Here is a 24,651-nt window from a genome sequence, read left to right as displayed (position 1 = left end):
CTTTTTTAAATGAATCATTAAAATCATGCTCATTTCACCAAATAAAGCAATCGTTAAAAGAATCCCCCCGTACATAGGAGCTATTCCATTTTCAAATATTGGGAAAAGTAACTCATAATCTTTTTCATGTAGAGTAGCAATTCCTACAGCTGATCCTGTAAATATAATAATAGGTAAAAGTGCTTCACTAATCCTTGTAATACTTTCAACGCCTACTTTTATCGCATAGAATACAACAAGATAAAAGGGGATGGCGAGTACCCATAATGGTGTTTCCGGTAGAAAAAACAACTTGATAAAATCGACCAAACCATAAAAAGTGATTAGCAATAGGTAGAAGAAATAGCCCATTAAAATAATCATAAGTAGATTACCGGTGATCTTCCCAAAGGTCTTTATTAGCATCTTATCAAAAGAATATGTAGGGTAAATCGTATGCAATCTTGATAAAGTAAATCCAAATAATAATCCAATAGGTAAGGCTAGTAAGATTGCTACCCAAGCCTCATGCCCAGAGAGGATAATAATCGTTGGAAGAAGAAGAAAATGACCTGTAACTGGTAAAATCATAGAAAGCAGATATACGGATTGTCTGTATGAAATAAATTCCATTTCTATCCTGTCCCTTCTAAACTCATATCTTCTTCCAATCCCGTTGCTTTAATTTCTGTCTTTACATTCACTTTCACAGTTAGAGTAGGGTAAATCTCTTCCCATTGGTCTTTGTGCTCTTTCCAGTATTTATTTTCAGATCTTCTGATCGTTCCTGCAAAATCAAAAATATTTGCATTGAATTCCTTTTGAATTTTAGACACCGATTGCTTAACTTCTTTTTCAATGGCTTCTTCATACAGCTTATTAATTTCCTTTATCGTTTTCTCATTTAACACTATTTTCTGTGACATATCACCAATAAATCCTGATTCTTGGATATTAATTTGCATGGTTGGTTTGCCGTTTTTCATATAGGTTTTGAGAGAACTTTTAGAACCTTTAATTTCAATGGAAATGTTAACAGGTTTTTCATTAGTGGTAGCTAATTGAACGACTTGAATTCCACTTTTTACTTCTCCTAATACCCGTAACATACCACGAGTTTCTATTGAATTTAATTCCCCAACTAATTTGTCTTCTTTAAATATGCCCGTTCCATATACTTCGAAATCGTCATTTTTCTTATGGACAATTGGCAAGTAAGGATCCGAATATGGTTCAACTAATCTTTGATAAAAATTATGCAGCTTCATTTGAGGAGCCTTTGCCAAAGATTCATGTTCCTCCACTGCCTCCTTCATAATTAATGAGGGGATCGGAAGATGCTTGTTTTGAATTTCTAATATATCTTTTGCTTTATCTTCAGCTAAAAAGAGATCCATGCTAAGACGGGGTTCGTGGTCTCGTATAAATAAATCTATTACGGGTATTACCCCTTCTTCTGCTATTTCCTTTCCGATAACTAGAGAATGAATATGCTGTAAATTCTGTCTTCTTTTCGTTGAAATAATTAAGTCACGGATTGCTTCAAATATTGTGTCTCCTTTACTTGTTTTCACAATAATTGAAGTTGGTTTAACATCTTTCATTGCAGCAGTAGGATATATCGATTGAGTTGTAAATTCAAAATTCGTTTCTTTTCCTTTATCTATTCCCATTCCGGAAACGATCCCAATTTCTTTCAATTCAGTTCTACCCCAACAACCTGATAAAACTGTCAAACACAATAGTAGAGAAATTGTGATCCTGTTTTTCATTATTCCTCTCCTCTATCGTTTGGCTTATGAGAATCATTTTCTTCAAAAATAGCTTTCAGTTTACGAAAAGCTTGTGGACTTTCTTTTAATTGACGAATGGGAGCCCTTAACAAAAAATCTTTCCATCCCCCTTTTATACTAGGAAACCATGGTGCCATATAAGGCATTCCAAAAGAGCGGAGAGATGCCACATGCAGCAGGAATAATGTAATGACTAGAGAAATTCCATATATACCGAGAATCTCTGCTGCGATTAAGTAGATCATTCGAAGTAGAGCCGCAACATCGTACAGAGGTGTTACAAGAAAACTAGTAATAGCCGTTAAGGCTACAACGATGACTGTAGGTGCCCCTACAAAGCCTGCATTAACAGCAGCTTCTCCAAGAACAAGGGCCCCGACAATAGAGATGGTCTGCCCTACTGGTCTTGGCATGCGAAGACCAGCTTCTCTTAGCAACTCGAAAAAAATCAGCATAATGAATACTTCCAGGAAGAGAGGAAATGGCACATCTTCGCGAGAACCGGCAAGACTAATCAGTAATTCATTTGGAAGAACCTCTTTATGATAATCCTGAAATGCAACAAATGACGCAGGGGCTAATGTAGTTGTCAGAAACCCGAACAGCCTCATAATTCGTACAAAGGAAACATAGTATGGCCGAGAATAGTAATCTTCTGGAGAGTGAAAGGATTCCAGTAATAGATATGGCACAATTAAAGCTGTAGCTGATCCTTCCACCATGATAGCTACTTTACCTTCTAACAGACGAGCAGCCACTATATCTGGTCTTTCTGTATTGGCTACGGTTGGGAAAGGAGAAAAGGGTGCATCTTCAATAAATTCTTCAATATATCCTGATTCTAGTACAGCATCAATATTAATTTTTTGTAATCTTTTTTTGACTTCCTGCAAAACACTAGCAGAAACAAGGCCATCAATATAGATAATGGCAATTTCTGTTTTTGATATCTCCCCAAGAGTACATTCCTTGATTCGAAGATTAGGATTATGGAGTTTTCTGCGAATCATTGAAGTATTTGTACGCAGCGTTTCAACAAATCCTTCCCTTGGACCACGTACAACAGTTTCGGTTATCGGCTCTTCAATGTTTCGCATCTCCCATGTTCTAGCACCTAATACATAAACACAATCCATACCATCAATAAATAAAAGAGGATCTCCTTTTAATAACAAACTAACACTTTTCTCCATTGTTCTTTCCTTTTTGATACTAGAGAGACTGAGCAGCTCCTTGTCAATATTCTCTAATCTGGAGGAATGGTCTACATTCTTAAAGTCTGCACTCAAAAGCGGCTTGATAATGTTATCTTGAATGGCTTTTTTATCATATAGTCCGTCAATGGCTACTAGAAACGCTTCAACCTCTTGGTTCTTTCCTATATATAACGTTCGAAAGATAACATCTGAACTATCTTGGAGAATACTTTTTATGCAAGTGATGTTCTCAGATAAATTTGTGGAAATTTTTTGGATTGGTATAGTTTCATGGCTCGAATTTATTACCTTTGCAAATTGAATTCTTCTCTTTACCCAACCAAACAATTGACATCACCCATAATCTATTGGAAAAAATTATATTCTAACCATTACCATTAGCAGAGGAATAGAGAATTATTCATTTATTTTAAAAAAGGGTTTTAAATTTGTGGTAAGATTTTGAAATTTTTTATTCAAAACTGTTTTTAAATAATACCAAAAATAGTCTTTACTATATTCAAAGGAATATTTGAATTGTTTATGGTAATTAATTTTTATACTGTTTGGCAAATAAGGTTATGCATAATTTTTTGTATATACTACGCTTTCCATGGAGTTGCGGGCATGATAGGTTTATTAGCTTGGCAAAGTCCTAATGTAAATGTGGCTTGTACCCTTATGCAAGAAATCATGCCCGTATAGGCTCTATAGCAAACAAAGAAAGCACGAATATTTATACATGTTATTGAATATTTTCATTTTCCATTCAATACATTTTTTGGAATCTTATGCTGCCCGAAAGAGGCCGTACTCCAGTTAATCCATCTTCGCCTAAACATGTGATATCCCTTTTTGACCAGTTGACGGAAAAAGGAATAACCTTTCTTTTCCCTTTCTGATCTTGAATACAAACTTCGATATTTTTGATTTTTTTAAATTTTCCTTGTAAAATCGAAACTACTATAGTAAATTAAAGTAATAAAAAATTTAAATACGAATCTTTTATTCTTATCATGAGAGGTGGAGGGACTGGCCCAGTGAAACCTCAGCAACCAGCCGTAAGGCCAGGTGCTAATTCCAGACAGATAAGAAGAAGAATTGCGAGGCAAGTTGTCTTCTTCTTTTATGAAGAAGACTTTTTATTTTATAAGAAATCGATACGTGAACAGGTGAAATTATGGGAATTTTAAAAGAATTACAAAATCGTATTTTAATAGCTGATGGAGCGATGGGAACACTTCTTTACTCTTTTGGCGTTGACTATTGTTTTGAAGAATTAAACCTTCTCCAACCGGATCGGATTACAAAAATCCATGAAGCTTATATTGAAGCTGGTGCAGAAGTCATCCAAACGAATACGTATGGAGCAAACTATTTGAAACTAGCTAGATACGGACTTGAAGATCAAGTGAAAGACATAAATGCGGCTGCAATCAAAATTGCAAAAAAAGCAGCAAATGGGAAAGCCTACGTTCTAGGTACATTGGGCGGTATCCGCAGCATAAAAAAAAGCGCCGCCACCATTGAAGAAATTAAACGGTCTTTCCGTGAACAACTATACACTTTTCTCTTAGAAGGTGTTGATGGTCTATTATTAGAAACCTTTTATGATTTGGATGAACTTAAAACCGTTTTGCAAATTGCCCGGAAAGAAACGGAATTGCCGATCATTGCTCAAGTATCCATTCATGAAGTGGCCGTTTTACAAGACGGGACGCCTCTCGCTGATGCCTTAAAACAATTGGAAGACCTCGGTGCTGACGTTGTCGGATTAAATTGCCGCTTAGGTCCGCACCATATAACAAAAGCATTGGAAGAAGTGCCTTTGCCTGAAAGAGCTTTTCTATCGGCTTATCCGAACGCAAGCTTGCCGGACTATATCGATGGAAGGCTCATCTATGAATCCGACGCCGAATATTTCGGAGAATGTGCTGTCAATTTGCGCAATCAAGGGGTTCGCTTAATTGGCGGCTGCTGTGGAACAACACCAAGACATATTAAAGCCGTTCGCGAAAAGATACAAGGTCTTGCACCTATTACTTATAAAGAAGTAAAAGTTAAACAAACGGAACCAACCGTTACTGTTCTTTCAAAACGGAACAAACCACATCTTCATGAAATTGTTGCAAAAGAACGGTCTGTCATCGTAGAACTCGACACACCAAAAACATTAAATACGACAAGTTTCCTGGAAGGGGCAAAAGCGTTAAAAGAAGCTGGAATTGATGCCTTAACGATGGCTGATAATTCGCTTGCTTCCCCTCGCATTTGCAACATGGCGATGGCAGCTATTGTAAAAAATGAGTTAGGCATTCGCCCTCTCGTTCATATTACGTGCAGGGACCGCAACCTCATTGGTTTGCAATCTCATTTAATGGGGCTTGACGCTTTAGGCATCGACCAAGTGTTAGCCGTAACCGGTGACCCGACAAAAATTGGGGATTTTCCAGGAGCAACGTCCGTATATGACTTGTCTTCTTTTGAACTCATTAGCTTGATCAAACAGCTAAATGAAGGCATCACTTTCTCTGGGAAGCCGCTTCAAAAGAAAACTTCTTTTTCAGTGGCAGCAGCATTTAATCCGAATGTAAGACATCTAGACAAAGCAATTAAAAGGCTTGAGAAAAAAATTAAGCATGGTGCGGACTATTTTATAAGCCAGCCGATTTTCGATGAAAAGAAATTTTTAGAAGTTTATGAACATACGAAACATCTTTCAAAACCAATTTATATTGGTATTATGCCAATCGTCAGCAGCCAAAATGCCGAATTTCTTCATAACGAAGTACCTGGCATTAAATTAACAGATGAAATTCGTGAAAAAATGGCTCGCTGCGGTTCAGACCGTGAAAAAGCAAAAATGGAAGGCATAGCCATTGCGAAATCACTCATAGATGCCGCCTTTGATTTATTTAACGGCATTTACTTAATTACTCCATTTATGCGCTATGATATGACCGTTAAACTCGTTCAATACATTCATCAAAAATGCGCAAACCGAGTACAAGAACGGAAAATAACGAATTAGTTTTTTAGCTTGAGAGGATGGAATGAAATTGTCACTAGATACGTTGCAAAAACAGATGGAAAAAAAGATTCTAATTATAGATGGTGCAATGGGAACGATGCTGCAGCAAGCAAATTTATCATCAAAAGATTTTGGCGGTGAGGAATATGAAGGCTGCAACGAATATTTAAACATGACTGCCCCGCATATTATCGAATGGATCCACCGCTCGTACTTAGAAGCAGGGGCAGATATTATTGAAACAAACACATTTGGAGCTACTAAACTCGTACTAGATGAATATAACTTAGGAGAAAAAGCTTATGAAATAAATAAAATTGCTGCCGAATTGGCTTGTAAAATTGCAGCTGAGTTTTCTACTACAGATTGGCCTCGCTTTGTAGCCGGCTCCATGGGGCCGACAACGAAATCATTATCGGTAACGGGCGGTACAACGTTTGAAGAACTTGTTGAAAATTATGAAGAACAAGTCCGCGGATTGATCGATGGCGGCGTTGATCTATTGCTATTGGAAACAAGCCAAGATATGCGTAACGTAAAAGCTGCCTATGTTGGCATTGAAAAAGCGTTTGAAAATACAGGAAAAAAAGTGCCGCTTATGATTTCTGGAACAATTGAACCGATGGGGACAACCCTTGCTGGACAAACGATTGAAGCTTTTTATATTTCCATTGAACACATGAAACCGATCGCCGTTGGCATGAACTGCGCCACTGGCCCTGAATTTATGAGAGATCATATTCGTTCCTTATCAGAACTTGCTGAAACAGCTGTCAGCTGTTATCCAAACGCAGGACTACCAGATGAAAATGGCGTTTATCACGAATCACCGGAGTCTCTAGCAAAAAAACTCGCAGCTTTTGCTGAAAAAGGATGGCTTAATATGGCCGGCGGCTGTTGCGGAACGACACCTGATCATATTCAGGCTATTGCTGAAACGATGAAAAATTACCGGCCAAGACAAATTCCAAAAGAAACGCATGGACATGCTGTTTCAGGCATAGAGCCTCTTCTTTATGACGATTCGATGCGTCCGCTCTTTGTCGGAGAACGGACGAACGTCATTGGTTCGCGGAAATTCAAAACTTTAATTATTAACGGACAATATGAAGAAGCTGCTGAAATTGCCCGCGCCCAAATTAAAGGCGGCGCCCATGTGATTGACGTTTGTTTGGCAAATCCGGATCGCAATGAACTGGACGATATGGATCAATTTTTGAACGTCCTAGTTAAAAAAATAAAAGCGCCGCTAGTCATCGATTCTACCGATGAGAAAGTAATCGCACGCGCTCTCACCTACTCCCAAGGGAAAGCCATTATCAATTCTATCAACTTGGAAGACGGTGAAGAAAGATTTGAAAAAATCGTTCCTCTCATACACCGTTTCGGGGCAGCCGTCATCGTAGGAACGATTGACGAAAAAGGAATGGCGATAACAAGAGAACGAAAACTTGAAGTTGCTGAACGTTCTTATCATTTGTTAGTAAATAAATACGGAATCAACCCGAAAGATATTATTTTTGACCCGCTCGTATTCCCAGTTGGTACAGGGGATGAACAATATATCGGTTCAGCAAAAGAAACGGTTGAAGGAATTCGGGCGATTAAAGAAAAATTCCCGGAATGCCTGACAATCTTAGGGATTAGTAACGTTTCCTTCGGGCTTCCCCCTGTCGGGCGGGAAATTTTAAATGCCGTCTTTTTATACCATTGCACACAAGCCGGGCTGGATTATGCCATTGTGAACACTGAAAAGCTTGAGCGCTTTGCATCGATACCAAAAGAAGAAGTAGAATTAGCAGAAAAACTTTTATTTGAAACGAACGATGAAATATTGGCTCAATTTACAAATTTTTATCGCGATAAGAAAAAAGAGGCAACCGTCAAAAAAAATGAAATGACATTGGAAGAGCGCCTAGCCTACTATATTGTCGAAGGTACAAAAGAAGGATTAATCCCAGATCTTGAAATGGCGCTTCAAACGTATCCAACACCGCTTGATATTATTAATGGGCCTTTAATGGACGGAATGGCTGAAGTTGGAAGACTGTTTAATGACAATCAGCTCATTGTTGCAGAAGTGCTTCAAAGTGCTGAAGTAATGAAAGCGGCTGTTTCCTTCCTTGAACCTTATATGGAGACAAACGAAAACGAAAGCGGCAAAGGAAAAGTACTTTTGGCAACTGTCAAAGGCGATGTCCACGATATTGGCAAAAACTTAGTCAATATTATACTTTCTAATAATGGTTATAAAGTCATTGACTTAGGGATTAAAGTGGCGCCCGCTGATTTGATCAAAGCGATTCGTGAAGAAAACCCAGATATTGTCGGTTTATCCGGGCTATTAGTAAAATCAGCCCAGCAAATGGTGCTGACAGCCCAAGATATGAAACAAGCCAATATTTCTATTCCGATTCTCGTAGGAGGTGCGGCTTTATCAAGGAAATTTACCGAAACGAAAATTGCACCGGAATATGACGGACTTGTCCTTTATGCGAAAGATGCAATGAGCGGATTGGAACTCGCTAACCGTCTCCAAAATGAAGAAGAACGAAAGCAACTTCTTATAGAGAAAGCAGAAAAAGTGCAGGCAAATGCAAGTCAAAAACAAGACAAAGTGAAAACGACTGCAGCCGGCAAAATCCGATCTAACGTATCAACAAATGTACCTGTCTATAAACCGAGGGATTTGGAAGAACATATATTGAAAGACTACTCCTTATCCCATGTTGAACCGTATATTAATTTGCAAATGCTTCTAGGGCATCATTTAGGTTTGAAAGGAAATGTACTTAAGCATCTTGAAGAAAAAGATGAAAAAGCATTGCTCATTAAAGATACGATTGATGAACTGCTGTTTGAAGCAAAACATGGAGACTTTATAAAACCTGCTGCCATTTATCGCTTTTTCCCTGCGCAGGCGGATGGGGATACGATTATCATTTATGATCCAGAAAATCCGCAAAAAATTCTAGAAACATTTACATTCCCACGTCAACAGAAAGAACCGTACCTTTGCTTAGCTGATTATGTCCGTCCTGTTGACAGCGGAGAACTTGATTATGTTGGCTTGTTAGCTGTTACAGCTGGAAAAAATGTACGTGAAAAAGCAGAACAACTGAAGGAAGAAGGAAATTTCTTAAAAAGCCATGCGCTGCAAGCTTTGGCATTAGAAACAGCGGAAGCGATGGCCGAGCGGATTCATCAATTAATGAGGGACCAATGGGGAATCATTGACCCGGTTGATTTTACGATCCAAGATTTATTTGCTGCTAAATATCAAGGACAGCGTTTCTCATTTGGGTACCCGGCATGTCCGAATATTGAAGACCAAGCGAAACTATTCAAACTGTTAAAACCTGAACAAATTGGCATCCATTTAACAGAAGGCTTTATGATGGAACCAGAAGCAAGTGTGACGGCCATTGTCTTTGCCCATCCGGAAGCAAGATATTTTAATGTATTATAAATAACTCTATTTAGTTTTTGTTGATACAAAAATATTTTCGTGATTAATAAATAAATCCCATTGTCATCGTTTCTTGATGGCAATGGGATTTTATTGAAGAATGGGAGCCACTTTACGGATGACTTCATCTACTTTTTTCGCATTTTTTCCAAACATCTGTTTTACTTTTTCATCTTCTGTTTCGAGTGCAAATAATTCCAAATCAGCTTGGCACTTTTTTAACGATGATAATAATAATTGCATTTCCACAGGTTCTGGCACTTGAATCTTATCATCATATAAGTCAACGGTCAGCTGACCATTTGAATCGACTTGTCCAAGAAATACGTTTTCAAGAGCAACCCCTAGTTTGTCTAATTCTGTTCTAAGCCACGCCGGATTTAAACCGATCGTTGCCAATGGTTCATGAAAAATTTTTCCATCCATAATGACCGTTTGCGGCTCACTTTCATCAGGAACTTTTACGTTTAAATCTTTCAAAGTAATTGGCCTGCGGTCCGGCTTTAACAATACATTTAATTCACCGGTAGGCTCCAACACCGCAAATTCAACATCAGCAACATTAAAAGCATTTTTCGTCCGCAATTGCTTCAAGAGCATATCTGTTGTAAATTGTTCTTTTTTCAAATTGTCTTCCATAATTTTTCCGTCTTTAATGAGCACGGTTCCCTTCCCATCAATAAAATCACGGACAACTTTGTTTTTTAATGCAATTAAATCAAATAAATAAGTTACACCTACCCAAACGACAATAACTAAAACTCCATAAAAATAAGGCATATCTACATCGACTGCCATAATGGCCGCCACACCACCAAGGGTAATCCTAGTGACATAATCAAAATAGGAAAGCTGTGCGACTTGTTTTTTGCCTGAAATTTTCGCTGCAAAAAATAACAACACTAACATACCAAGTGTACGTAATATTATTTCAATCCAAACAGACATCTTTCCCCGCTCCTTATGAGTAAATTATAAACCTTTATATTGCGGCTCATGCCATTCAAGCTCACCTACACGCTTTTCTAATTCAGCAACGACTTCGCTTAAAACAGAGGCTGCTTCTTGAATAGTTTTTCTTGTTTCTTCTTTTTGTGTCCGGGCGGATAAATGAATTAAACCTTGTTCAACGCTTTTTAACGTGTACGTACATTGTTTGACTTGGGATGCGACAGTCATGGACAATGCTCTCCTTTCTTTATCTCAACTATCCTTTCGGCTTAAACATTAATGCTCCTAAAAATCCGAAAATAATCGCTGCAGAAATACCAGCACTTGTTACCTCGAACATCCCGGTAACAACACCGATGAGCCCATGTTTTTCTGCTTCTTGAAGCGCGCCATGAACTAATGAGTTGCCAAAGCTTGTGATCGGCACCGTTGCACCAGCACCTGCAAATTCTATTAACGGCTCATAAAGGCCTAGTCCATCCAAGACCGCACCTACAACAACAAGCGTACTTAATGTATGTGCCGGAGTCATTTTAAATACATCAAACATAATTTGGCCAATGACACATATAGCTCCTCCTACAACAAATGCCCAAAAATAAATGGCCATCTATATACCACCTCCAGCCCCAATTTCAGTTTCAATGGAAACGGCATGTGCGATGCAAGGAATCGTTTCTTTTTGTTGAAAAGTTAATGGGGAAAGTAAGGCACCAGTTGCAACTACTAAAATTCGCTTTAGTTTTCCTTTTTTCATTTCATTTAGCAAATGGCCGTACGTAACTACTGCGGAACAGGCAGCACCGCTTGCCCCAGCTAACACCGGTTGGCCTTCCCGATAAATCATAAGTCCACAATCTTTATAGTTTTCAGTCGTCACATTAACCCCGTGCTTATTTAAAAGATCAAGGGCAATTTCATAACCAATATGGGCTAAATCTCCTGTAACGATTAAATCATAATAAGAAACCGGAATATTTCTTTCTCTTAGATGGGCTTCAATGGTATCGACAGCTGCCGGCGCCATCGCTCCTCCCATATTGAAAGGATCTGACAAGCCCATATCAACGACTCTTCCAATCGTTGCCGAAGTTACAAAAGGTCCGTCCCCTTCATCAGCAATGATCGCCGTTCCTGCACCGGTAACGGTCCATTGTGCTGTCGGCGGTTTTTGGCCACCATATTCTGTTGGGTAACGGAATTGCTTTTCAACCGCTGCATTATGGCTGACCGCCCCGGTTAATACATATTTAGCCCCTTTGGCATTGACAACGAAAGCTGATAAAGCCAAACCTTCCATCGATGTGGAACAAGCGCCAAACAATCCAAAATAAGGGACTCCTAACGTTCTGGCAGCAAAACTTGTTGAGGTAATTTGATTGCTTAAGTCACCACAGAAAAAAAATTGAATATCTTCTTTACGCAATCCTGCTTTTTTTATGGATGTTTGGCAAGATTCTTCTAAAAATACTTTTTCTGCTTTTTCATACGAATCTTGCCCAAGCCATAGATCTTCATGAACGATGTCAAAATCATCCACTAACAATCCATTTCCTTCGAATGGTCCAACAACTGTAGCCGAAGATTTTATAACCGGTTTATTTTCAAAAATCCAAGTACGGTGACCAACAAGCATATCAACCACCCCACTGTATGAAAATCGTTTTAATGATGGCAACGATGAATGCCGAAAAGACACCAAACATAATGACAGAACCAGCCAGCTTAAACATATTGCTGCCTGTTCCTAATACATATCCTTCTGTTCGATGTTCAATGGCAGCAGAAATAACAGCGTTGCCAAATCCCGTTACCGGTATGGCTGTTCCTGCACCCGCAAATTGGGCGATACGGTCATACACGCCAAAACCGGTAAGAAGCATCGTAATAAAAATTAATACAGCAACAGTTGGGTTGCCGACAGTTTTTTCTGTAAAATTAAAATAGGTCATGAAAAATGTTTGAATCATTTGACCAACTAGACAAATAAACCCGCCCACTAAAAAGGCGCGTATACAATTTTTTAAAACCGGACGCTTCGTTTCCCTTTCTTTTTCAAATTGTTGGTATGCTTGCATCGTTGGTGTAAGATTTTTCTTTTGCTTATTAGACATGAAAAGCGCATCCTCCAAATCTTAAGTTTGTTCTTTCATTAATTTACGAATGTCTTTTAGTTCACGATTAAGCTTTTCCTTTGAAATATCTCCATTTTGTATTTTCTCTTCAAGTTTCTCTAGCTCAATAAAAATTTTATGGTCTGTCGTCACTTCGATCGTTTTCATATCCAATTGTTTTTCAAGCTCTTTTTTCATTTGTTTTGTCAATTTTTTTGATTGAAATGTATACCAATGTTTCAGCTCAACGGCTACCATTAATAAGTTTTTTGACTCAACAGCGCGCACCCATTTTACTTCTTTTTTTTGAAGCAAAATTTCCTTTGCTTGATCAGCATGTTGCTGATTTATGTTTGATTGAATGTAGGCAGTGCCCATTGGAGCAGGTCCATTAACATTACTTTGCATCTTACTGTTCTGTTCGTTACAGCCAGACAATACTGAAAAAATAATAATCAATAACGAAAAAATAGATGCATACTTCATTGAATCATCCTCTAATATATGCTTTTTACAAAATGGATTTAAAAGAGGCTGAAGAAAAGCCTCTTTTAGTTATTACAATTCATTGAATTAGTTATTGTATTGAGGTTCTTCCTGTTGAATTTCTTGGACACGAGCATTTAATTGATCAACAATTTGTTGTGTTTGACGAGCAGCATTTTGGTACATTTCTTTTGCTGCTTTATTTTCAGTTTGAAGAGCAAATGTTTCAAAGCTTGCTTGTGCACTTTTTAATCCAGCCAACGTTTGTTTTAATTGTGAAGCGACAGTCATTGAAAATCCTCCTCTTTAAAATATTGATTTTACAATTGTAGTATCAGTAAAAATTCATTTGTTATTCAAAGTGTAAAAAGGGAACCGTTTCCAAAGTTTGTATTTCAGCTTTGTATTTTTTTTATTGTATTGTGAAACAATGGAAAACAAATCTAGTAAAGGAGGTATTGCATTGAATTTAGAAAGAAAGCTTTCTGTCATTCCCGATCAAGAACGGGCATTTATTGAAGGCACCATTACGAATATAGGAAATGAATTGCTTTTTGTAGATGATATAAATGAAGAGGCTTATGATTTGGAAGACTTGAGTATAGAATTAGAAATCCATTTAAACGGTAGATGGAAGAAAGGAACAATCATTGATGATACGATCCTATACATAGACAACAACATCCACTATTTAAAAGATGGCGATTATGTGCGCTTCAGAAAAAGTTTGCCTTATGCACTAGAGCAGTTAATTGAAGAACTATCAGATGAGGCTTATTTGCAGTTTGTTAAAACATTAAACTCTCTTTCCTATTCGCTTTATGATTGTATTTATTGCCACAATTTCTTATCGTTTTTGGAAAGTCGTTTTATTAAAGAAGGAATGAATGTGATGATTTTCGATAATGAGGAGCAACTTTGCGTTGTACAACATTTCTTTGACCGAAGAAGCGAAAACAAGCAAGACCGCTTTGAATATACCCAAAGCGATGGAAAAAGATTAGTCACAACTTCTTTTCATTGTTAAAAATAAAACCGGAAACCGCTCAGAACAAAACGGTTTCCGGAAATTTTCCTTACAGCACAATATAGCCGAAAAATAAAGCAACCAACAAAGAAACGACAAATTGAATCCAAGCAATTTCTGTTGATTTTCCTTTTGCTTGTTTTGCTAGTAAAAATTCCATTGAAACAATAACCCATAGTCCCGCTAACACTTTCCAAAAGACGGCAGAACTTAAAATGCCTGAACCAAGGGCTGAAGCGTAAAGACCAAATAAATGGCCGCCTGTAGCTAATATTAATATATAGAAAAGACGCAAAATCATCTTTGTCATTTTTGCTTGTTTTTCTTTTCCATTTTTATGTAATGAAAAACATACAAAGAGCAAGATGATTGCTATAAACCAAGATGTGACGTGTGCGTGGATCAATTCTTTCCCCTCCTTTTTATGTATCAGTAACCACTTTCCATTATACACATAGTTCTTATATCAGCAAAAAAATTTACACTAAAAGGCGCGAACCATTCCACCATCGACTAAAAATGCTTGTCCGGTCACATATGTATTTGCTCCAGAGCATAAGAATACTGCGATATTCGCAAACTCTTCTGGAAGCCCATAGCGCCCTAATGGAATTGTTTGTTCCTTCGCTGTCCTCACTTCATCAATGGTTATACCTTTTCTCGTTGCTTCAATTTTGTCCAATTCATTTAACCGGTCCGTTCCGATGCGCCCAGGACCTAACGTATTAATTAAAATTTTATCTTTCGCAAGCTCTGTTGCTAAACTTTTAGCCAAACCGAGAACACCAGTCCGGAATGTATTGGAAAGGATCAGACCGTCAATGGGTTGTTTAAAGGAAGAAGAAGCGATATTTAAAATCTTTCCGCCTCCTTGTTTCCGCATATAAGGCAATACTTCCCGAATGGATCTGACATAACTTAATAAATTTAATTCAAATGCTTTTTGCCAAGCTGCATCATCAAAATCATCAAACACACCTGCTGGAGGACCACCGGCGTTATTAACAAGAATGTCAATCGCCCCAAACTTTTTAGCTGTTTTTTCAACCATTTCTTTAATTGAATTTGGATTTGTTATATCACATACAACATAATCGACATTGCCATTTGTTTTTTCCTTAATTTCCTCTGCAGCACTTTTTAAATTTTCCTCATTGCGGCTTGCAAGCATTACATTGGCGCCTTCTTCAGCTAGTTTAGTGGCAATCGCTTTTCCTAAACCTTTGCTCGCAGCGAGTACCAACGCGGATTTTCCTTTTAACCCTAAGTCCATATGAAATCCTCCTTTATAGTGAAACTATCATTTTATGAATATTTTCATATTCTTTCGTAAAATTGTCAAAAAAGAAGAAACGGATGTTTTATTAAAATGAAACGATTCTGAAGCTTTGTTTACCGTTGTTGATTAATTCGATAAACAAATAAGGATTGTTCTAACCTGTTCATTTTCTTTATTAAATAAGATTGATCCAATCTTTGGTATAAAAGCACACAAAAAATGGAACGTTGTTTAAGACGTTCCACCAAAATGTCTATGAATGCCATTTTTTCTTTATTTTACGGCCGATTAAAAAAATAACGAGGACATATAGACTAGCAAGAATAACCGTACTCCAATTCCCTTCAGCTAATTGATGGCCAGCTAATGAAAAGGCTAATATAATCGGAAATTTTCCTAAAATTGTAGCTGTTGTGAATGATAAAAAAGTAACGCCACATATTCCAGCTATAAGGCTTACTCCAGCAGAAGGTAGAATTGGTATGAGGCGACCAATTAAAACTGCTAAAAATCCATTTGTTTGAATAAGTGAAATAAAACGTCCATAACTACGATATTTTAACAAGATCTTATTTGCAAATTTTTGAAGTAAATTTTTACTTACTAAATATTGAATGATGGAACCCACTACAGTACCACCAAGATTAATGATTAAGCCCATCATAATAGAATGATTTGCACCTATAATCGTCGCTAAAACAGGAATGGGGGCAAAGGGAACGCAAGATACAGCTACCATTATGGTAAATTGTAATAATGTTGAATATGAGCTTTTTATAGTAATGAGTGAATGAAGAAATTGTTCCATTTTATATGAAGTCCTTTTTCTTGTTAAAGTTTTTCACCATACATGAATCAAGGCAAAAAAGAAAAGAGGATATATGCTCATATATTGAACATCGTATCCTCTAATTATTTTAAACGATTTAAAAACAGAACGGTTGCTTTTTACTTTGATTAATTCACATAACGTCCGTCTTTTGCTTTTCCCATTTTCTCCCAAGCTGCATTGCGCAAGTGAACTTTTTGAATTTTTCCAGAAGCTGTTTTCGGTAGTTCTTCAACGAATGTAACGCCTGTAACCGCTTTAAAATGTGCTAATTTGCTTCTTGAGAACTGAATAACTTCTTCTTCTGTTAACGTTTCGCCAGGTTTTACGACAACAAATGCATGAGGTGTTTCTCCCCATTTTTCATGCGGTAAAGCAACAACGGCAGCTTCTAAAATTTTCGGATGCTCGTACAAAACGCCTTCGACTTCAATGGATGAAATGTTTTCACCGCCGCTGATGATAATATCTTTTTTGCGGTCAACGATTTCAATGGTTCCGTATTCATCAACAGTTCCCATATCACCAGTGTGGAGCCAGCCATTTTGAATCGTTTCCATTGTTGCTTGTTCATTTTTCCAATAGCCTTTCATGACACCGTTGCTTCTTGTAACAACTTCTCCAATTTCTTTTCCATTCCAAGCAACTTCTTCACCATATTCATTTACAACTTTTACATCGCAGCCAATCATCGGGATACCCGCTTTTGCTTTTAAGCGATATTTTTGTTCTTTCGGCAGCTCTTCAAGGTGCGAACGAATCGGTGAAAATGTGCTAAGCGGTGAAGATTCTGTCATGCCGTATACTTGGATAAACTCCCAACCCAATTCATCTTCAACCTTCGTAACGAAAGCAGGTGCAGGAGCTGAACCGGCAATGACAACGCGAATATCATGATCAAACTTTTGCGGATTTTGATCATAATATTGGAGCAAGCTATTTAAAACAGTCGGAGCCATATGCATGACAGATACTTTATGTTTTTGGATTAAGTTGAAAATTGTTTCAGGAACGATTTTACGAAGCATCACTTGTGTTGCTCCGTTTGCTGTATAATAAAACGGTGAGCCCCAGCCGTTTACGTGGAACATTGGTAAAATGTGCAACAATACGTCTTTATCTGATACACGCAAATGATGTTGGACAGATAGGGCATGTATGTAATTGTTCCGATGTGTTAACATGACACCTTTTGGATTTCCTGTTGTACCACTTGTATATAACAAACTGCAAACGTCTTGTTCATCCATTTCAGGACGTTCAATTGGATCTCCTGAAAATTGAGCGAGCCATCGATCATAATGAATGTCTTCGCAAGAATCGTCTGCATAATGAATTAAAACGTTTTCAACAGTTTGCAATTTTTCACGAATCGGTGCAATTTGATGATAAAGTTCTTGATCGCAAACTAAAACTTTTGTTTCACTATGATTTAAGATAAATAAATAATCTTCAGGTTTTAAACGAGTATTGAGCGGTACGATGATCCCACCAATTTGGAAAACGCCATAAAAGCCTTCAAGCATTTCTAACGTGTTCGGCGCCAAATAGGCAACGCGGTCTCCTTTTTGAACCCCTAAAGATTGCAATCCCCTAGATAAACGATTCACTCTTTCATTGAGCTCAGCATACGTATACTCTCTTCCGTCACAGTTGATCACGGCAAGCTTTTGTCCATACAATTTCGCTGCTCGATCTAAGAAATCATTTAATAACAATGGTACGTACATAATCATGCCCCCCTATTAAACTTTTTGAAAATTCAAACAGCACATCGCTATTACTATACCACATATTACAAATAATGGTATAGTATAAAATTTTGACTAAATTCTACAATTTTTTGTTTTGGAACAATGCTTAGGTTATTGTCATAGTCTATTACAGAATAATTTTTCAAAAGGGTGTTTCTATGCCAGCAATTGTAGGAGTTATCAACGTAGTATCCATAAATTCAAGCTCTGTATTAAATATTGGTGATGTATTTACAATTGCGCCGGTAAGTACAGCCAAGACCTTTGCTGGAGCAGGCTCTTTTAATACAGGGGACCAAATTAACGTAGTCAATCATTACAGCAACACGAACACATATGATTCAAATGTTGTCGATCAACCGCTTGCTTTAAACTTATGATCGTTCGAAGGAGTTTTACTCATGAACTTTTATGTAAATCAAAGCATCATCATTCATTATATTAAAATCGGTGGAATATCTAATTCATCAGTCTTTCAAATTGGCAGTGCCGGTATTATTAAACCATATTCCCATTTATATAATACGGGAGGATTTACGGGGCCGGCACCTACTGCTGGAAGCTCACCAAACCAACAGTCTGATTCTTTAAATGGAGGAACAGTCTAGGCTTTCACCTATTCAATTTCCAGCCATATTATACTTTGGAAAGAGGTGAAGAGAATGAACGATTACGGCCACATTTTTCGTTACTTACACCAAGTTGATTCTTATTTACTTAAGCATCAACAATTATTAAACGATTTGCAAGAAGAGGTTAAAAGCTTACAATCAAAAATTAATCAACTTCAAGAGCGGCAAATCACCCACATCGACAAAATCGAATATAAATTCGACCAATTAAAGATTGAAAGACTGGAAGGAACTTTAAATATCGGCTTAACACCACAAGGATTATCAGACCCGGAAACGATCGAAAATTTTGCCGTCGGAGAAAATCTACAAGGAGAATTACCAATCATGCAACAGTACCCTAATTTTTATACAGAACTAAAAAATGAGGTTCGGCAATATTTAAACATAGAGTGCCACCAATTTATTGATGAATGTGCACATAAATATAATAAAAACATTAGCGATAAGCACCGGACATTTATCATTCAAGATATTGAAAGACAATTGGATGGACGTCTCCATTATTATATAAATCAAATGGCCCACAGTATGCGTGATGCTAATATCGAAGAAATGCATAGCTTCGTTTTATCTAAAATAAAAAGAGATATTCAAAATGCTATAGATGCTTTTATTCAACATATGCCAACGGGAGGACATGATCAATGATACATTTTACAGTCATAAACCACGGTCTTTCTGTCTGTAATATCGATATAACAGGGATTTCGATCTCTTCAATATTTTTAATAGGGGACGCCAATACAATTGCAACTACTTCCGCTTTCGATACACCTGCTGAATCTTTAGTCATCGGACCGTTTGTCCAACTTTAAACCGTTAGGAATTGCGAAGGGTGTATTGCAATGGAAAAGCGACTTTCTATTGTTGATTCTGTTAATATTAGCTCCATTAAAGATGGTTCGGTCGTTGAAATTGGCGATTCTTTTACGATTCGTCTTTATTCAAAGGCGCTAGCTGTTCAACGGGAACAGGAACTTTTTCTAGAAAACGAAGGCAGTTTTCATTATCCGATCTTTTATCGACATATTCCAAGTCCAATCATTACTGAACGAGTATTTATGGCGCGAAATAATGAATGTCCAAAAATCGAAGTTAACAAAGTTTCAATTTTTGGGGTTTCCACTTCTACTGTTTTTCAAATAGGCTCAACCAATACGATTCAAAGTGAAGCTAGGGTAAAACATATTCGCCATTTAATAAAGGACCGTGATACTTCTCAGGAAGTTGAGGCCAATAATAATCATTCATAAACGTGCAAGCATCTTTATTTATAGATTTTAGTTTTTAGTTTAAAAATAAAACGAACCATTATCTGAAACTTTCATACATTAAAAATAAAAAACATAAAGGATGTTTTATATGCCTGCAATCGTTGGTGGTCCGATTAATATTACGAGTGCTGAAGGTGTCGTAAATTTTGGTGATTCCTTTTACGTATCCCCTAAAACGGTTGGGAAAACCTTTGCGGGTTCCGGTTCTTTAAATACAGGTAATTTTGTTTGGACAAATAACGCTATTAGTGCAACGAATGCATTTGACCCTGATGCATCAGATCAAGGTTCTTTGAATGTAAACAGTTAAAGAGTGAAAATCTTTTTTTTGTTTCGGAAAGATTTTCACTCTTTTTCTATGAAAATATGGCACTTAAGCGTGCGATTGAACGAACATGAATATTTTCTGCTACTTCCACTCCCGTTTATCAACTAATTTTTTTGATTCACCTTTGAGCTCCCCAGGCAGAACAGTTGTAATGTGAGGAGTAACCCGGATGACGTCTTTTAATTTTAATCCAATATTATCAGGAATCGGACGGTCTGATTCTATGAAAATTTCCAAATGATCTTGATGTTCTTTTCTCGTGACAACTGCTTGATAATTAGGAAGTCCTAATTGCTCAAGAACCGCCGTCAATTGATTTTCTCGGACAAACATGCCTTTTACTTTTACACCATCGCTCACCCGTCCTAATACACCTGTTAATCTTTCACCAACTTTCCCTTTGATCCAGCTTGATAAATCACCGGTACCAAAACGAATGAGCGGATAATGTTGATCAAATAATGTTACAACAACTTCCCCTTCACCTTCGTCTGAAAGCACTTCTCCTGTATGCGGGTCGCATATTTGTACAATAGCTGTCTCCGTCACTTTTAAACCTTCACCTTGTTTATCTTCGTAAGCAATCAAACCGCAATCTGCAGTGCCATAACCTTCATATACATCAATCCCATAATCAGTAAATCTTTGACGAAGCTCCGTTGTAAATTTTTCCGCTGTAAAAAATGCTTTTGATAGCTTTATTTCAGAACCGACTTTCCAGCCTTTTTCTTCCGCTGCATCTAATAAGATTGCCAAAAAGCTTGGTGTCCCAACATAACCTGTTACACCTAAGTCTTTCATAATTTGAACTTGCAATTCCCGATTGCCAACTCCTGCCGGAATAACCGTTGCTCCAAGTTTTCGCAAGGCACTATCAAATATAAAACCTGCCGGAGATAAATGATAGGAAAATGTATTTTGGACTACATCATTTTCGTGAAACCCCGCTGTTTTTAAGGCTTCAGCAAATCTCCAAAAATCATCTTCACTCGTTTGCGGGTCATAAATGGGACCAGGCGACATAAAGACGCGAGCCATTTGTTGAATTGGAATCGTTGCCAATCCCCCAAACGGAAGGTCGTCTTGCTGCAAGATGGGCAAATTTTCTTTTTTTAATATTGGAAGTTTCGATAAATCTTCCTTTGTTTTTATATCATTCGGTTCAAGATTGGAACGAATCATTCGTTCCTTGAATGCCTCGGAGTGTTCATATGCATATTGAATCAATTCAAAAATTTTCTCACTCATTACAACCACCGTTTTCTTCGTTTATAAGATTTCAAATCACGGTAACTTTTACGTCCTTTATCGCTCATTCCGAGGTAAAATTCCCGGACATCTTCATTGGCTAAAAGCTTTTCAACCGGTCCATCAAGAACGATGCGGCCGTTTTCCATAATATAGCCATAATCAGCTATCGAGAGAGCAATATTAGCATTCTGTTCAACAACTAAAATCGTTGTACCTTCTTCTTGATTTATTTTTTTAATAATGCTAAAAATTTCTTTCACGAGTATCGGTGCTATCCCTAGGGAAGGTTCGTCTAACAGCAATAGTTTCGGCTTGGCCATTAAACCACGGCCAATCGCTAGCATCTGCTGCTCACCGCCCGAAAGATATCCCGCTTGACGGTTTTTTAACATTTCAAGCTTTGGAAAATAATGGTAAACTTTTTTAATATCCTCTTTTAAATTTTTTCGATCCGTACGTGTATGAGCACCTGCTATTAAGTTTTCTTCCACCGTTAGATGTTTAAAAACACGGCGCCCTTCCATACATTGAAAGATTCCTTTTTTTACAATCGTTTCGGCTAATTGTCCGTCAATTCTTTCTCCATATAATTGAATCGAACCATCGGTCACTTCACCGCGTTCACTTTTTAATAAACCGGAGATTGCTTTTAATGTTGTTGTTTTCCCAGCACCATTGCTTCCTAACAATGCAACAATTTTACCTTCGGGAATTACCATTGACATCCCTTTTAGAACAAGGATCACTTTATCATACATGACTTCGACATTATTCAACGTCAGCATAGCTTTCCTCCCATTTAAAAATTAGGGTGTTCCCAAATAGAAACACCCTAACATGTGCTTTAATAGCTGAAGTAATCTGTAAATACTTCAAATTTTCCATTTTGGACTTTTGCAAGGCGAATTTGGTTTGTTCCACCATGATTGTCAGGTGTGAACGTAATAGGAGCCGCAAGCCCACCTAGATCTAAATTTGTTATTTTTTCAAGACCTGCGCGAATACCTTCGCCCGTTGTTGGATCATCGGCGAGTCTCACACCTTCAACCATAATTTTTGCAGCAACCCAGCCCTGGATAAACTTTTGGTCTTTATCTTCAAGCTTTTCGCCTTTTGATTCAAGGTAAGTTCTGATTTCTTCCATACCAGGCAAATCTTCATAAGGGAATGCATGTGTTACGACGCCGATAAAGCCTTCAGCTGCATCTCCTGTAATTGGGATCAAGCCTTCACCAGTTGACCAGTTTAAACCAATGAATTGTGTATCAAGACCTAATTTTTTAGCATCTTTTAAAATTGTAGCAGTCGCACCCCAAGTTTCTTGGATGATTGCATAATCAGGGTCTTTCTTTTGCATATTTAATAATTGAGATGTAGCATCTAACGCTTTTAAGTCAACGATTTGCTCATCAACAATTTCAATGCCAATCTCTTTTGCAAAATCTTTTGCATCTTGAATCGGAGACTTACCAAAAGCTGTATCATTGTAAATTAACGCAACTTTTGGTGTTCCTTCTGTATGATTATCTTTAATCCACTTTAATACAGCCCGCGCTTGGTCAGAGTAGGAAGCGGCTGTTAAGAAATTGTATGGGCTTTCGTCCATGTTTTTTAAATTTTCTGAATAAGAAGCTGAAATGAATGGTAGTTTATCGGCAGCAACTAACTGTCTGAGTGCTTCGGTATCACCAGTTCCCCATCCTAAAATTGCTGCAACTTTATCTTTTGACTTCAGTTTTTGATAAAGCTTTGTTGCTTCAGGAATTTTATATGCATAATCATCGCCAATCAATTCAAGTTTATATCCATTGACTGGGTCTTGTGTAGATAAATAATCGAAATAAGCTTTCTCACCTTCTGCATAAGGTGTTCCAACATCACCTGTTCCTCCAGTTAAATCAAACAGGCCACCAATTTTAATTGTTCCTTTTACTTCAGTACTAGATGCTGCTTCTTCTGACTTGCCATCACTTTCATTTCCACTTGCAGGTTGTGTTTGCGTTGATTGATTTCCCCCACCTGAGCATCCTGCTAAAAGTCCGATCGCTAGTACAATCATTGCTAAGATTGACAAAAATTTTCTTTTCTCCATTATTCTCCCCCTATTCTTTTTTCATTAAAATCTATAGAAATAACGATAAATGGCCTTTGACCATTTATCTGTTATCCCCAACAACCTAAAGCAAACCATTAATACGAAAACGGCCAAAGCTTAAAGTAATCTTTAATGTTCTGCCATATTTTCGCAAGTCCATGTGGCTCATATATGAGGAATAAAATTATAACTAAACCGAAAACGACTTCTTTCATCCCCACTAATAAACCTGCCAGTTCCGGGAATACACCGCTAAACAATTCAACGACGGTACGAAGAACGACTGGAAGCAGTGTAATAAAAACTGCACCGTAAATAGAACCAAACACGCTGCCAAGACCACCGACAAGAATCATCGCTAAATATTCAATCGAAACCGTCGTACTGTACAGTTCCGGGCTCACAACCATCATGTAATGCCCTAGTAACGCGCCAGCAATGCCGACGAAAAACGAGCTTATAAAAAACGCCATTACCTTATATTTGAATAAGTCAATACCAATGACCTCTGCAGCAACATCGCGGTCGCGCACGGCTATAAATGCACGTCCTACTCTTGATCTAAATAAATTTAGTGAAAATACGATTGTCGCAACTAACACAACAAACATTAAGTAGTAGTAACTTGTTTCACTCGAAAACGAGAAACTTCCGATTTCAGGACGCATTAATACAAGACCAGCTGTTCCGCCTGTTAATGAATCCCATCTTGAAATAACAAACAATATAATCACTTGGGCAGCTAGTGTCGCAATCGCCAAATAAAGACCTTTCAACCTGAGCGAAGGAATTCCAAATAACGCGCCAACAAGCGCTGTTACAATTCCGGCTAGAGGCATTGACAACCAAAAGCTTAAGCCTAATTTTGTTGTTAAAATGGCAGACGTATAACCACCAACACCTAAAAATGCCCCAACACCGATAGATATTTGGCCTGTAAATCCGGTTAAAATATTAAGGCCAATCGCTCCAATCGCTGCGATTCCACATAAAGTTGCTAGTCCTGTAATATAGTCGGAAGCAAACAAAGGAAAAATAGCGAAAAAAATCGCAATTGCAAATATTCTCAGGCGAACTCTAGGAATCTTCCATATCGCCATATCTTGCTTATAGTTAACGTGGAATTCCCCACATTCCATGACAAATGGGTTCCGCATCTA

General features: G+C 37.6%; 27 protein-coding genes and 1 riboswitch. Of the genes, 9 read left to right on the top strand and 18 right to left on the bottom strand.

Annotated features, from left to right (window positions below):
- From HR057_RS15125 to HR057_RS15115, 3 genes are all read right to left on the bottom strand, one after another.
- Positions 1–612 (bottom strand): GerAB/ArcD/ProY family transporter (locus HR057_RS15125; RefSeq protein ID WP_173732277.1); only part of this gene is annotated, 612 nt, incomplete at its 3' end.
- Between the two features lie 2 nt (positions 613–614).
- Positions 615–1,751, bottom strand: a complete 1,137-nt coding sequence (locus tag HR057_RS15120; protein ID WP_173732276.1) for a Ger(x)C family spore germination protein — start codon at positions 1,749–1,751, stop codon at positions 615–617.
- Positions 1,751–3,316 carry a spore germination protein gene (locus HR057_RS15115; protein ID WP_173732275.1) on the bottom strand — a complete coding sequence of 522 codons (1,566 nt, stop codon included), beginning with the start codon at positions 3,314–3,316 and terminating at the stop codon, positions 1,751–1,753. Before HR057_RS15115 ends, HR057_RS15120 begins: the two co-directional genes overlap by 1 nt.
- 660 nt (positions 3,317–3,976) lie before the next feature.
- Positions 3,977–4,063: riboswitch (SAM riboswitch) on the top strand.
- A gap of 85 nt (positions 4,064–4,148) precedes the next feature.
- On the opposite strand from HR057_RS15115, the gene HR057_RS15110 reads away from it, so the two are divergent.
- Entirely contained in the window at positions 4,149–5,999 is a 1,851-nt protein-coding gene (locus tag HR057_RS15110; protein ID WP_173732274.1) for a bifunctional homocysteine S-methyltransferase/methylenetetrahydrofolate reductase, read from the top strand.
- Between the two features lie 55 nt (positions 6,000–6,054).
- Positions 6,055–9,468 (top strand): methionine synthase, encoded by a 3,414-nt coding sequence (gene metH, locus HR057_RS15105; protein ID WP_407926130.1) that lies wholly within the window; start codon positions 6,055–6,057, stop codon positions 9,466–9,468.
- A 90-nt stretch (positions 9,469–9,558) separates the two neighbouring features.
- On the opposite strand, the gene HR057_RS15100 is transcribed toward metH, so the two are convergent.
- The 7 genes from HR057_RS15100 to HR057_RS15070 form a co-directional block, all read right to left on the bottom strand.
- Positions 9,559–10,416: a DUF421 domain-containing protein gene (locus HR057_RS15100; protein WP_173732272.1), complete on the bottom strand. Its 858-nt coding sequence runs from the start codon at positions 10,414–10,416 to the stop codon at positions 9,559–9,561.
- 24 nt (positions 10,417–10,440) lie between these two features.
- Positions 10,441–10,647, bottom strand: a complete 207-nt coding sequence (locus HR057_RS15095; RefSeq protein ID WP_173732271.1) for a DUF1657 domain-containing protein — start codon at positions 10,645–10,647, stop codon at positions 10,441–10,443.
- Between the two features lie 28 nt (positions 10,648–10,675).
- Complete coding sequence (gene spoVAE / locus HR057_RS15090) at positions 10,676–11,029, bottom strand: stage V sporulation protein AE (RefSeq protein ID WP_173732270.1); 354 nt, start codon at positions 11,027–11,029, stop codon at positions 10,676–10,678.
- Positions 11,030–12,055: a stage V sporulation protein AD gene (spoVAD, locus tag HR057_RS15085; RefSeq protein WP_173732269.1), complete on the bottom strand. Its 1,026-nt coding sequence runs from the start codon at positions 12,053–12,055 to the stop codon at positions 11,030–11,032.
- A 1-nt stretch (position 12,056) separates the two neighbouring features.
- A complete protein-coding gene (gene spoVAC, locus HR057_RS15080; protein WP_173732268.1) occupies positions 12,057–12,533 on the bottom strand; it encodes a stage V sporulation protein AC in 477 nt (158 codons plus the stop codon).
- Between the two features lie 21 nt (positions 12,534–12,554).
- Positions 12,555–13,019 (bottom strand): YhcN/YlaJ family sporulation lipoprotein, encoded by a 465-nt coding sequence (locus HR057_RS15075; protein WP_173732267.1) that lies wholly within the window; start codon positions 13,017–13,019, stop codon positions 12,555–12,557.
- Between the two features lie 87 nt (positions 13,020–13,106).
- A complete protein-coding gene (locus HR057_RS15070; RefSeq protein WP_173732266.1) occupies positions 13,107–13,310 on the bottom strand; it encodes a DUF1657 domain-containing protein in 204 nt (67 codons plus the stop codon).
- A 172-nt stretch (positions 13,311–13,482) separates the two neighbouring features.
- Here HR057_RS15070 and HR057_RS15065 point away from each other — a divergent pair, with 172 nt between their 5' ends.
- A complete protein-coding gene (locus tag HR057_RS15065) occupies positions 13,483–14,046 on the top strand; it encodes a DUF2777 family protein (RefSeq protein ID WP_173732265.1) in 564 nt (187 codons plus the stop codon).
- A gap of 49 nt (positions 14,047–14,095) precedes the next feature.
- On the opposite strand, the gene HR057_RS15060 is transcribed toward HR057_RS15065, so the two are convergent.
- From HR057_RS15060 to HR057_RS15045, 4 genes are all read right to left on the bottom strand, one after another.
- Positions 14,096–14,452 (bottom strand): DUF1516 family protein, encoded by a 357-nt coding sequence (locus HR057_RS15060; RefSeq protein WP_173732264.1) that lies wholly within the window; start codon positions 14,450–14,452, stop codon positions 14,096–14,098.
- Between the two features lie 78 nt (positions 14,453–14,530).
- Entirely contained in the window at positions 14,531–15,319 is a 789-nt protein-coding gene (locus HR057_RS15055) for an SDR family oxidoreductase (RefSeq protein WP_173732263.1), read from the bottom strand.
- 259 nt (positions 15,320–15,578) lie between these two features.
- Positions 15,579–16,133, bottom strand: a complete 555-nt coding sequence (locus HR057_RS15050) for a TVP38/TMEM64 family protein (RefSeq protein WP_173732262.1) — start codon at positions 16,131–16,133, stop codon at positions 15,579–15,581.
- Between the two features lie 149 nt (positions 16,134–16,282).
- On the bottom strand, positions 16,283–17,884 hold the full coding sequence (locus tag HR057_RS15045; protein ID WP_173732261.1) for a long-chain-fatty-acid--CoA ligase: 1,602 nt from the start codon (positions 17,882–17,884) through the stop codon (positions 16,283–16,285).
- A gap of 182 nt (positions 17,885–18,066) precedes the next feature.
- On the opposite strand from HR057_RS15045, the gene HR057_RS15040 reads away from it, so the two are divergent.
- The 6 genes from HR057_RS15040 (at position 18,067) to HR057_RS15015 (ending at position 20,127) form a co-directional block, all read left to right on the top strand.
- On the top strand, positions 18,067–18,288 hold the full coding sequence (locus HR057_RS15040; protein ID WP_173732260.1) for a spore germination protein: 222 nt from the start codon (positions 18,067–18,069) through the stop codon (positions 18,286–18,288).
- A 21-nt stretch (positions 18,289–18,309) separates the two neighbouring features.
- A complete protein-coding gene (locus HR057_RS15035) occupies positions 18,310–18,516 on the top strand; it encodes a spore germination protein GerPB (RefSeq protein WP_173732259.1) in 207 nt (68 codons plus the stop codon).
- A gap of 54 nt (positions 18,517–18,570) precedes the next feature.
- A complete protein-coding gene (gene gerPC / locus HR057_RS15030; RefSeq protein ID WP_173732258.1) occupies positions 18,571–19,191 on the top strand; it encodes a spore germination protein GerPC in 621 nt (206 codons plus the stop codon).
- Positions 19,191–19,358: a spore gernimation protein GerPD gene (locus tag HR057_RS15025; RefSeq protein WP_173732278.1), complete on the top strand. Its 168-nt coding sequence runs from the start codon at positions 19,191–19,193 to the stop codon at positions 19,356–19,358. Before gerPC ends, HR057_RS15025 begins: the two co-directional genes overlap by 1 nt.
- 30 nt (positions 19,359–19,388) lie before the next feature.
- The gene (locus tag HR057_RS15020) at positions 19,389–19,796 is read left to right on the top strand and encodes a spore germination protein GerPE (protein ID WP_173732257.1); all 408 of its coding nucleotides are present in this window, start codon (positions 19,389–19,391) and stop codon (positions 19,794–19,796) included.
- Between the two features lie 109 nt (positions 19,797–19,905).
- Positions 19,906–20,127, top strand: coding sequence for a spore germination protein (locus HR057_RS15015; protein WP_173732256.1), 222 nt, complete (start codon positions 19,906–19,908; stop codon positions 20,125–20,127).
- 99 nt (positions 20,128–20,226) lie between these two features.
- Here the strand turns inward: HR057_RS15015 and HR057_RS15010 are convergent, their stop codons facing one another.
- The 4 genes from HR057_RS15010 to HR057_RS14995 form a co-directional block, all read right to left on the bottom strand.
- Complete coding sequence (locus tag HR057_RS15010) at positions 20,227–21,393, bottom strand: phenylacetate--CoA ligase family protein (RefSeq protein WP_173732255.1); 1,167 nt, start codon at positions 21,391–21,393, stop codon at positions 20,227–20,229.
- Positions 21,393–22,181 carry an ABC transporter ATP-binding protein gene (locus tag HR057_RS15005; protein WP_173732254.1) on the bottom strand — a complete coding sequence of 263 codons (789 nt, stop codon included), beginning with the start codon at positions 22,179–22,181 and terminating at the stop codon, positions 21,393–21,395. Before HR057_RS15005 ends, HR057_RS15010 begins: the two co-directional genes overlap by 1 nt.
- Before the next feature lie 59 nt (positions 22,182–22,240).
- Complete coding sequence (locus HR057_RS15000; protein WP_173732253.1) at positions 22,241–23,488, bottom strand: ABC transporter substrate-binding protein; 1,248 nt, start codon at positions 23,486–23,488, stop codon at positions 22,241–22,243.
- Positions 23,489–23,586: 98 nt separating this feature from the next.
- Complete coding sequence (locus HR057_RS14995; RefSeq protein WP_173732252.1) at positions 23,587–24,648, bottom strand: branched-chain amino acid ABC transporter permease; 1,062 nt, start codon at positions 24,646–24,648, stop codon at positions 23,587–23,589.
- Between the last annotated feature and the right edge of the window lie 3 nt (positions 24,649–24,651).

The sequence above is a fragment of the Calidifontibacillus erzurumensis genome, from assembly GCF_013303125.1.
In the GTDB taxonomy this organism is placed as follows: Bacteria; Bacillota; Bacilli; order Bacillales; family Bacillaceae_J; genus Calidifontibacillus; species Calidifontibacillus erzurumensis.
This window is presented reverse-complemented; position numbering and strand designations above follow the sequence as displayed.

What these genes read in the sequence shown, in the direction of transcription:
- HR057_RS15120 (WP_173732276.1), bottom strand. Translation starts at nt 1,751, where the DNA reads ATGAAAAACAGGATCACAATTTCTCTACTATTGTGTTTGACAGTTTTA.
- HR057_RS15110 (WP_173732274.1), top strand. Translation starts at nt 4,149, where the DNA reads ATGGGAATTTTAAAAGAATTACAAAATCGTATTTTAATAGCTGATGGA.
- metH (WP_407926130.1), top strand. Translation starts at nt 6,055, where the DNA reads ATGGAAAAAAAGATTCTAATTATAGATGGTGCAATGGGAACGATGCTG.
- HR057_RS15100 (WP_173732272.1), bottom strand. Translation starts at nt 10,416, where the DNA reads ATGTCTGTTTGGATTGAAATAATATTACGTACACTTGGTATGTTAGTG.
- HR057_RS15095 (WP_173732271.1), bottom strand. Translation starts at nt 10,647, where the DNA reads ATGACTGTCGCATCCCAAGTCAAACAATGTACGTACACGTTAAAAAGC.
- spoVAE (WP_173732270.1), bottom strand. Translation starts at nt 11,029, where the DNA reads ATGGCCATTTATTTTTGGGCATTTGTTGTAGGAGGAGCTATATGTGTC.
- spoVAD (WP_173732269.1), bottom strand. Translation starts at nt 12,055, where the DNA reads ATGCTTGTTGGTCACCGTACTTGGATTTTTGAAAATAAACCGGTTATA.
- spoVAC (WP_173732268.1), bottom strand. Translation starts at nt 12,533, where the DNA reads ATGTCTAATAAGCAAAAGAAAAATCTTACACCAACGATGCAAGCATAC.
- HR057_RS15075 (WP_173732267.1), bottom strand. Translation starts at nt 13,019, where the DNA reads ATGAAGTATGCATCTATTTTTTCGTTATTGATTATTATTTTTTCAGTA.
- HR057_RS15070 (WP_173732266.1), bottom strand. Translation starts at nt 13,310, where the DNA reads ATGACTGTCGCTTCACAATTAAAACAAACGTTGGCTGGATTAAAAAGT.
- HR057_RS15055 (WP_173732263.1), bottom strand. Translation starts at nt 15,319, where the DNA reads ATGGACTTAGGGTTAAAAGGAAAATCCGCGTTGGTACTCGCTGCGAGC.
- HR057_RS15050 (WP_173732262.1), bottom strand. Translation starts at nt 16,133, where the DNA reads ATGGAACAATTTCTTCATTCACTCATTACTATAAAAAGCTCATATTCA.
- HR057_RS15045 (WP_173732261.1), bottom strand. Translation starts at nt 17,884, where the DNA reads ATGTACGTACCATTGTTATTAAATGATTTCTTAGATCGAGCAGCGAAA.
- HR057_RS15040 (WP_173732260.1), top strand. Translation starts at nt 18,067, where the DNA reads ATGCCAGCAATTGTAGGAGTTATCAACGTAGTATCCATAAATTCAAGC.
- HR057_RS15035 (WP_173732259.1), top strand. Translation starts at nt 18,310, where the DNA reads ATGAACTTTTATGTAAATCAAAGCATCATCATTCATTATATTAAAATC.
- gerPC (WP_173732258.1), top strand. Translation starts at nt 18,571, where the DNA reads ATGAACGATTACGGCCACATTTTTCGTTACTTACACCAAGTTGATTCT.
- HR057_RS15020 (WP_173732257.1), top strand. Translation starts at nt 19,389, where the DNA reads ATGGAAAAGCGACTTTCTATTGTTGATTCTGTTAATATTAGCTCCATT.
- HR057_RS15015 (WP_173732256.1), top strand. Translation starts at nt 19,906, where the DNA reads ATGCCTGCAATCGTTGGTGGTCCGATTAATATTACGAGTGCTGAAGGT.
- HR057_RS15010 (WP_173732255.1), bottom strand. Translation starts at nt 21,393, where the DNA reads ATGAGTGAGAAAATTTTTGAATTGATTCAATATGCATATGAACACTCC.
- HR057_RS15005 (WP_173732254.1), bottom strand. Translation starts at nt 22,181, where the DNA reads ATGCTGACGTTGAATAATGTCGAAGTCATGTATGATAAAGTGATCCTT.
- HR057_RS15000 (WP_173732253.1), bottom strand. Translation starts at nt 23,488, where the DNA reads ATGGAGAAAAGAAAATTTTTGTCAATCTTAGCAATGATTGTACTAGCG.
- HR057_RS14995 (WP_173732252.1), bottom strand. Translation starts at nt 24,648, where the DNA reads ATGCGGAACCCATTTGTCATGGAATGTGGGGAATTCCACGTTAACTAT.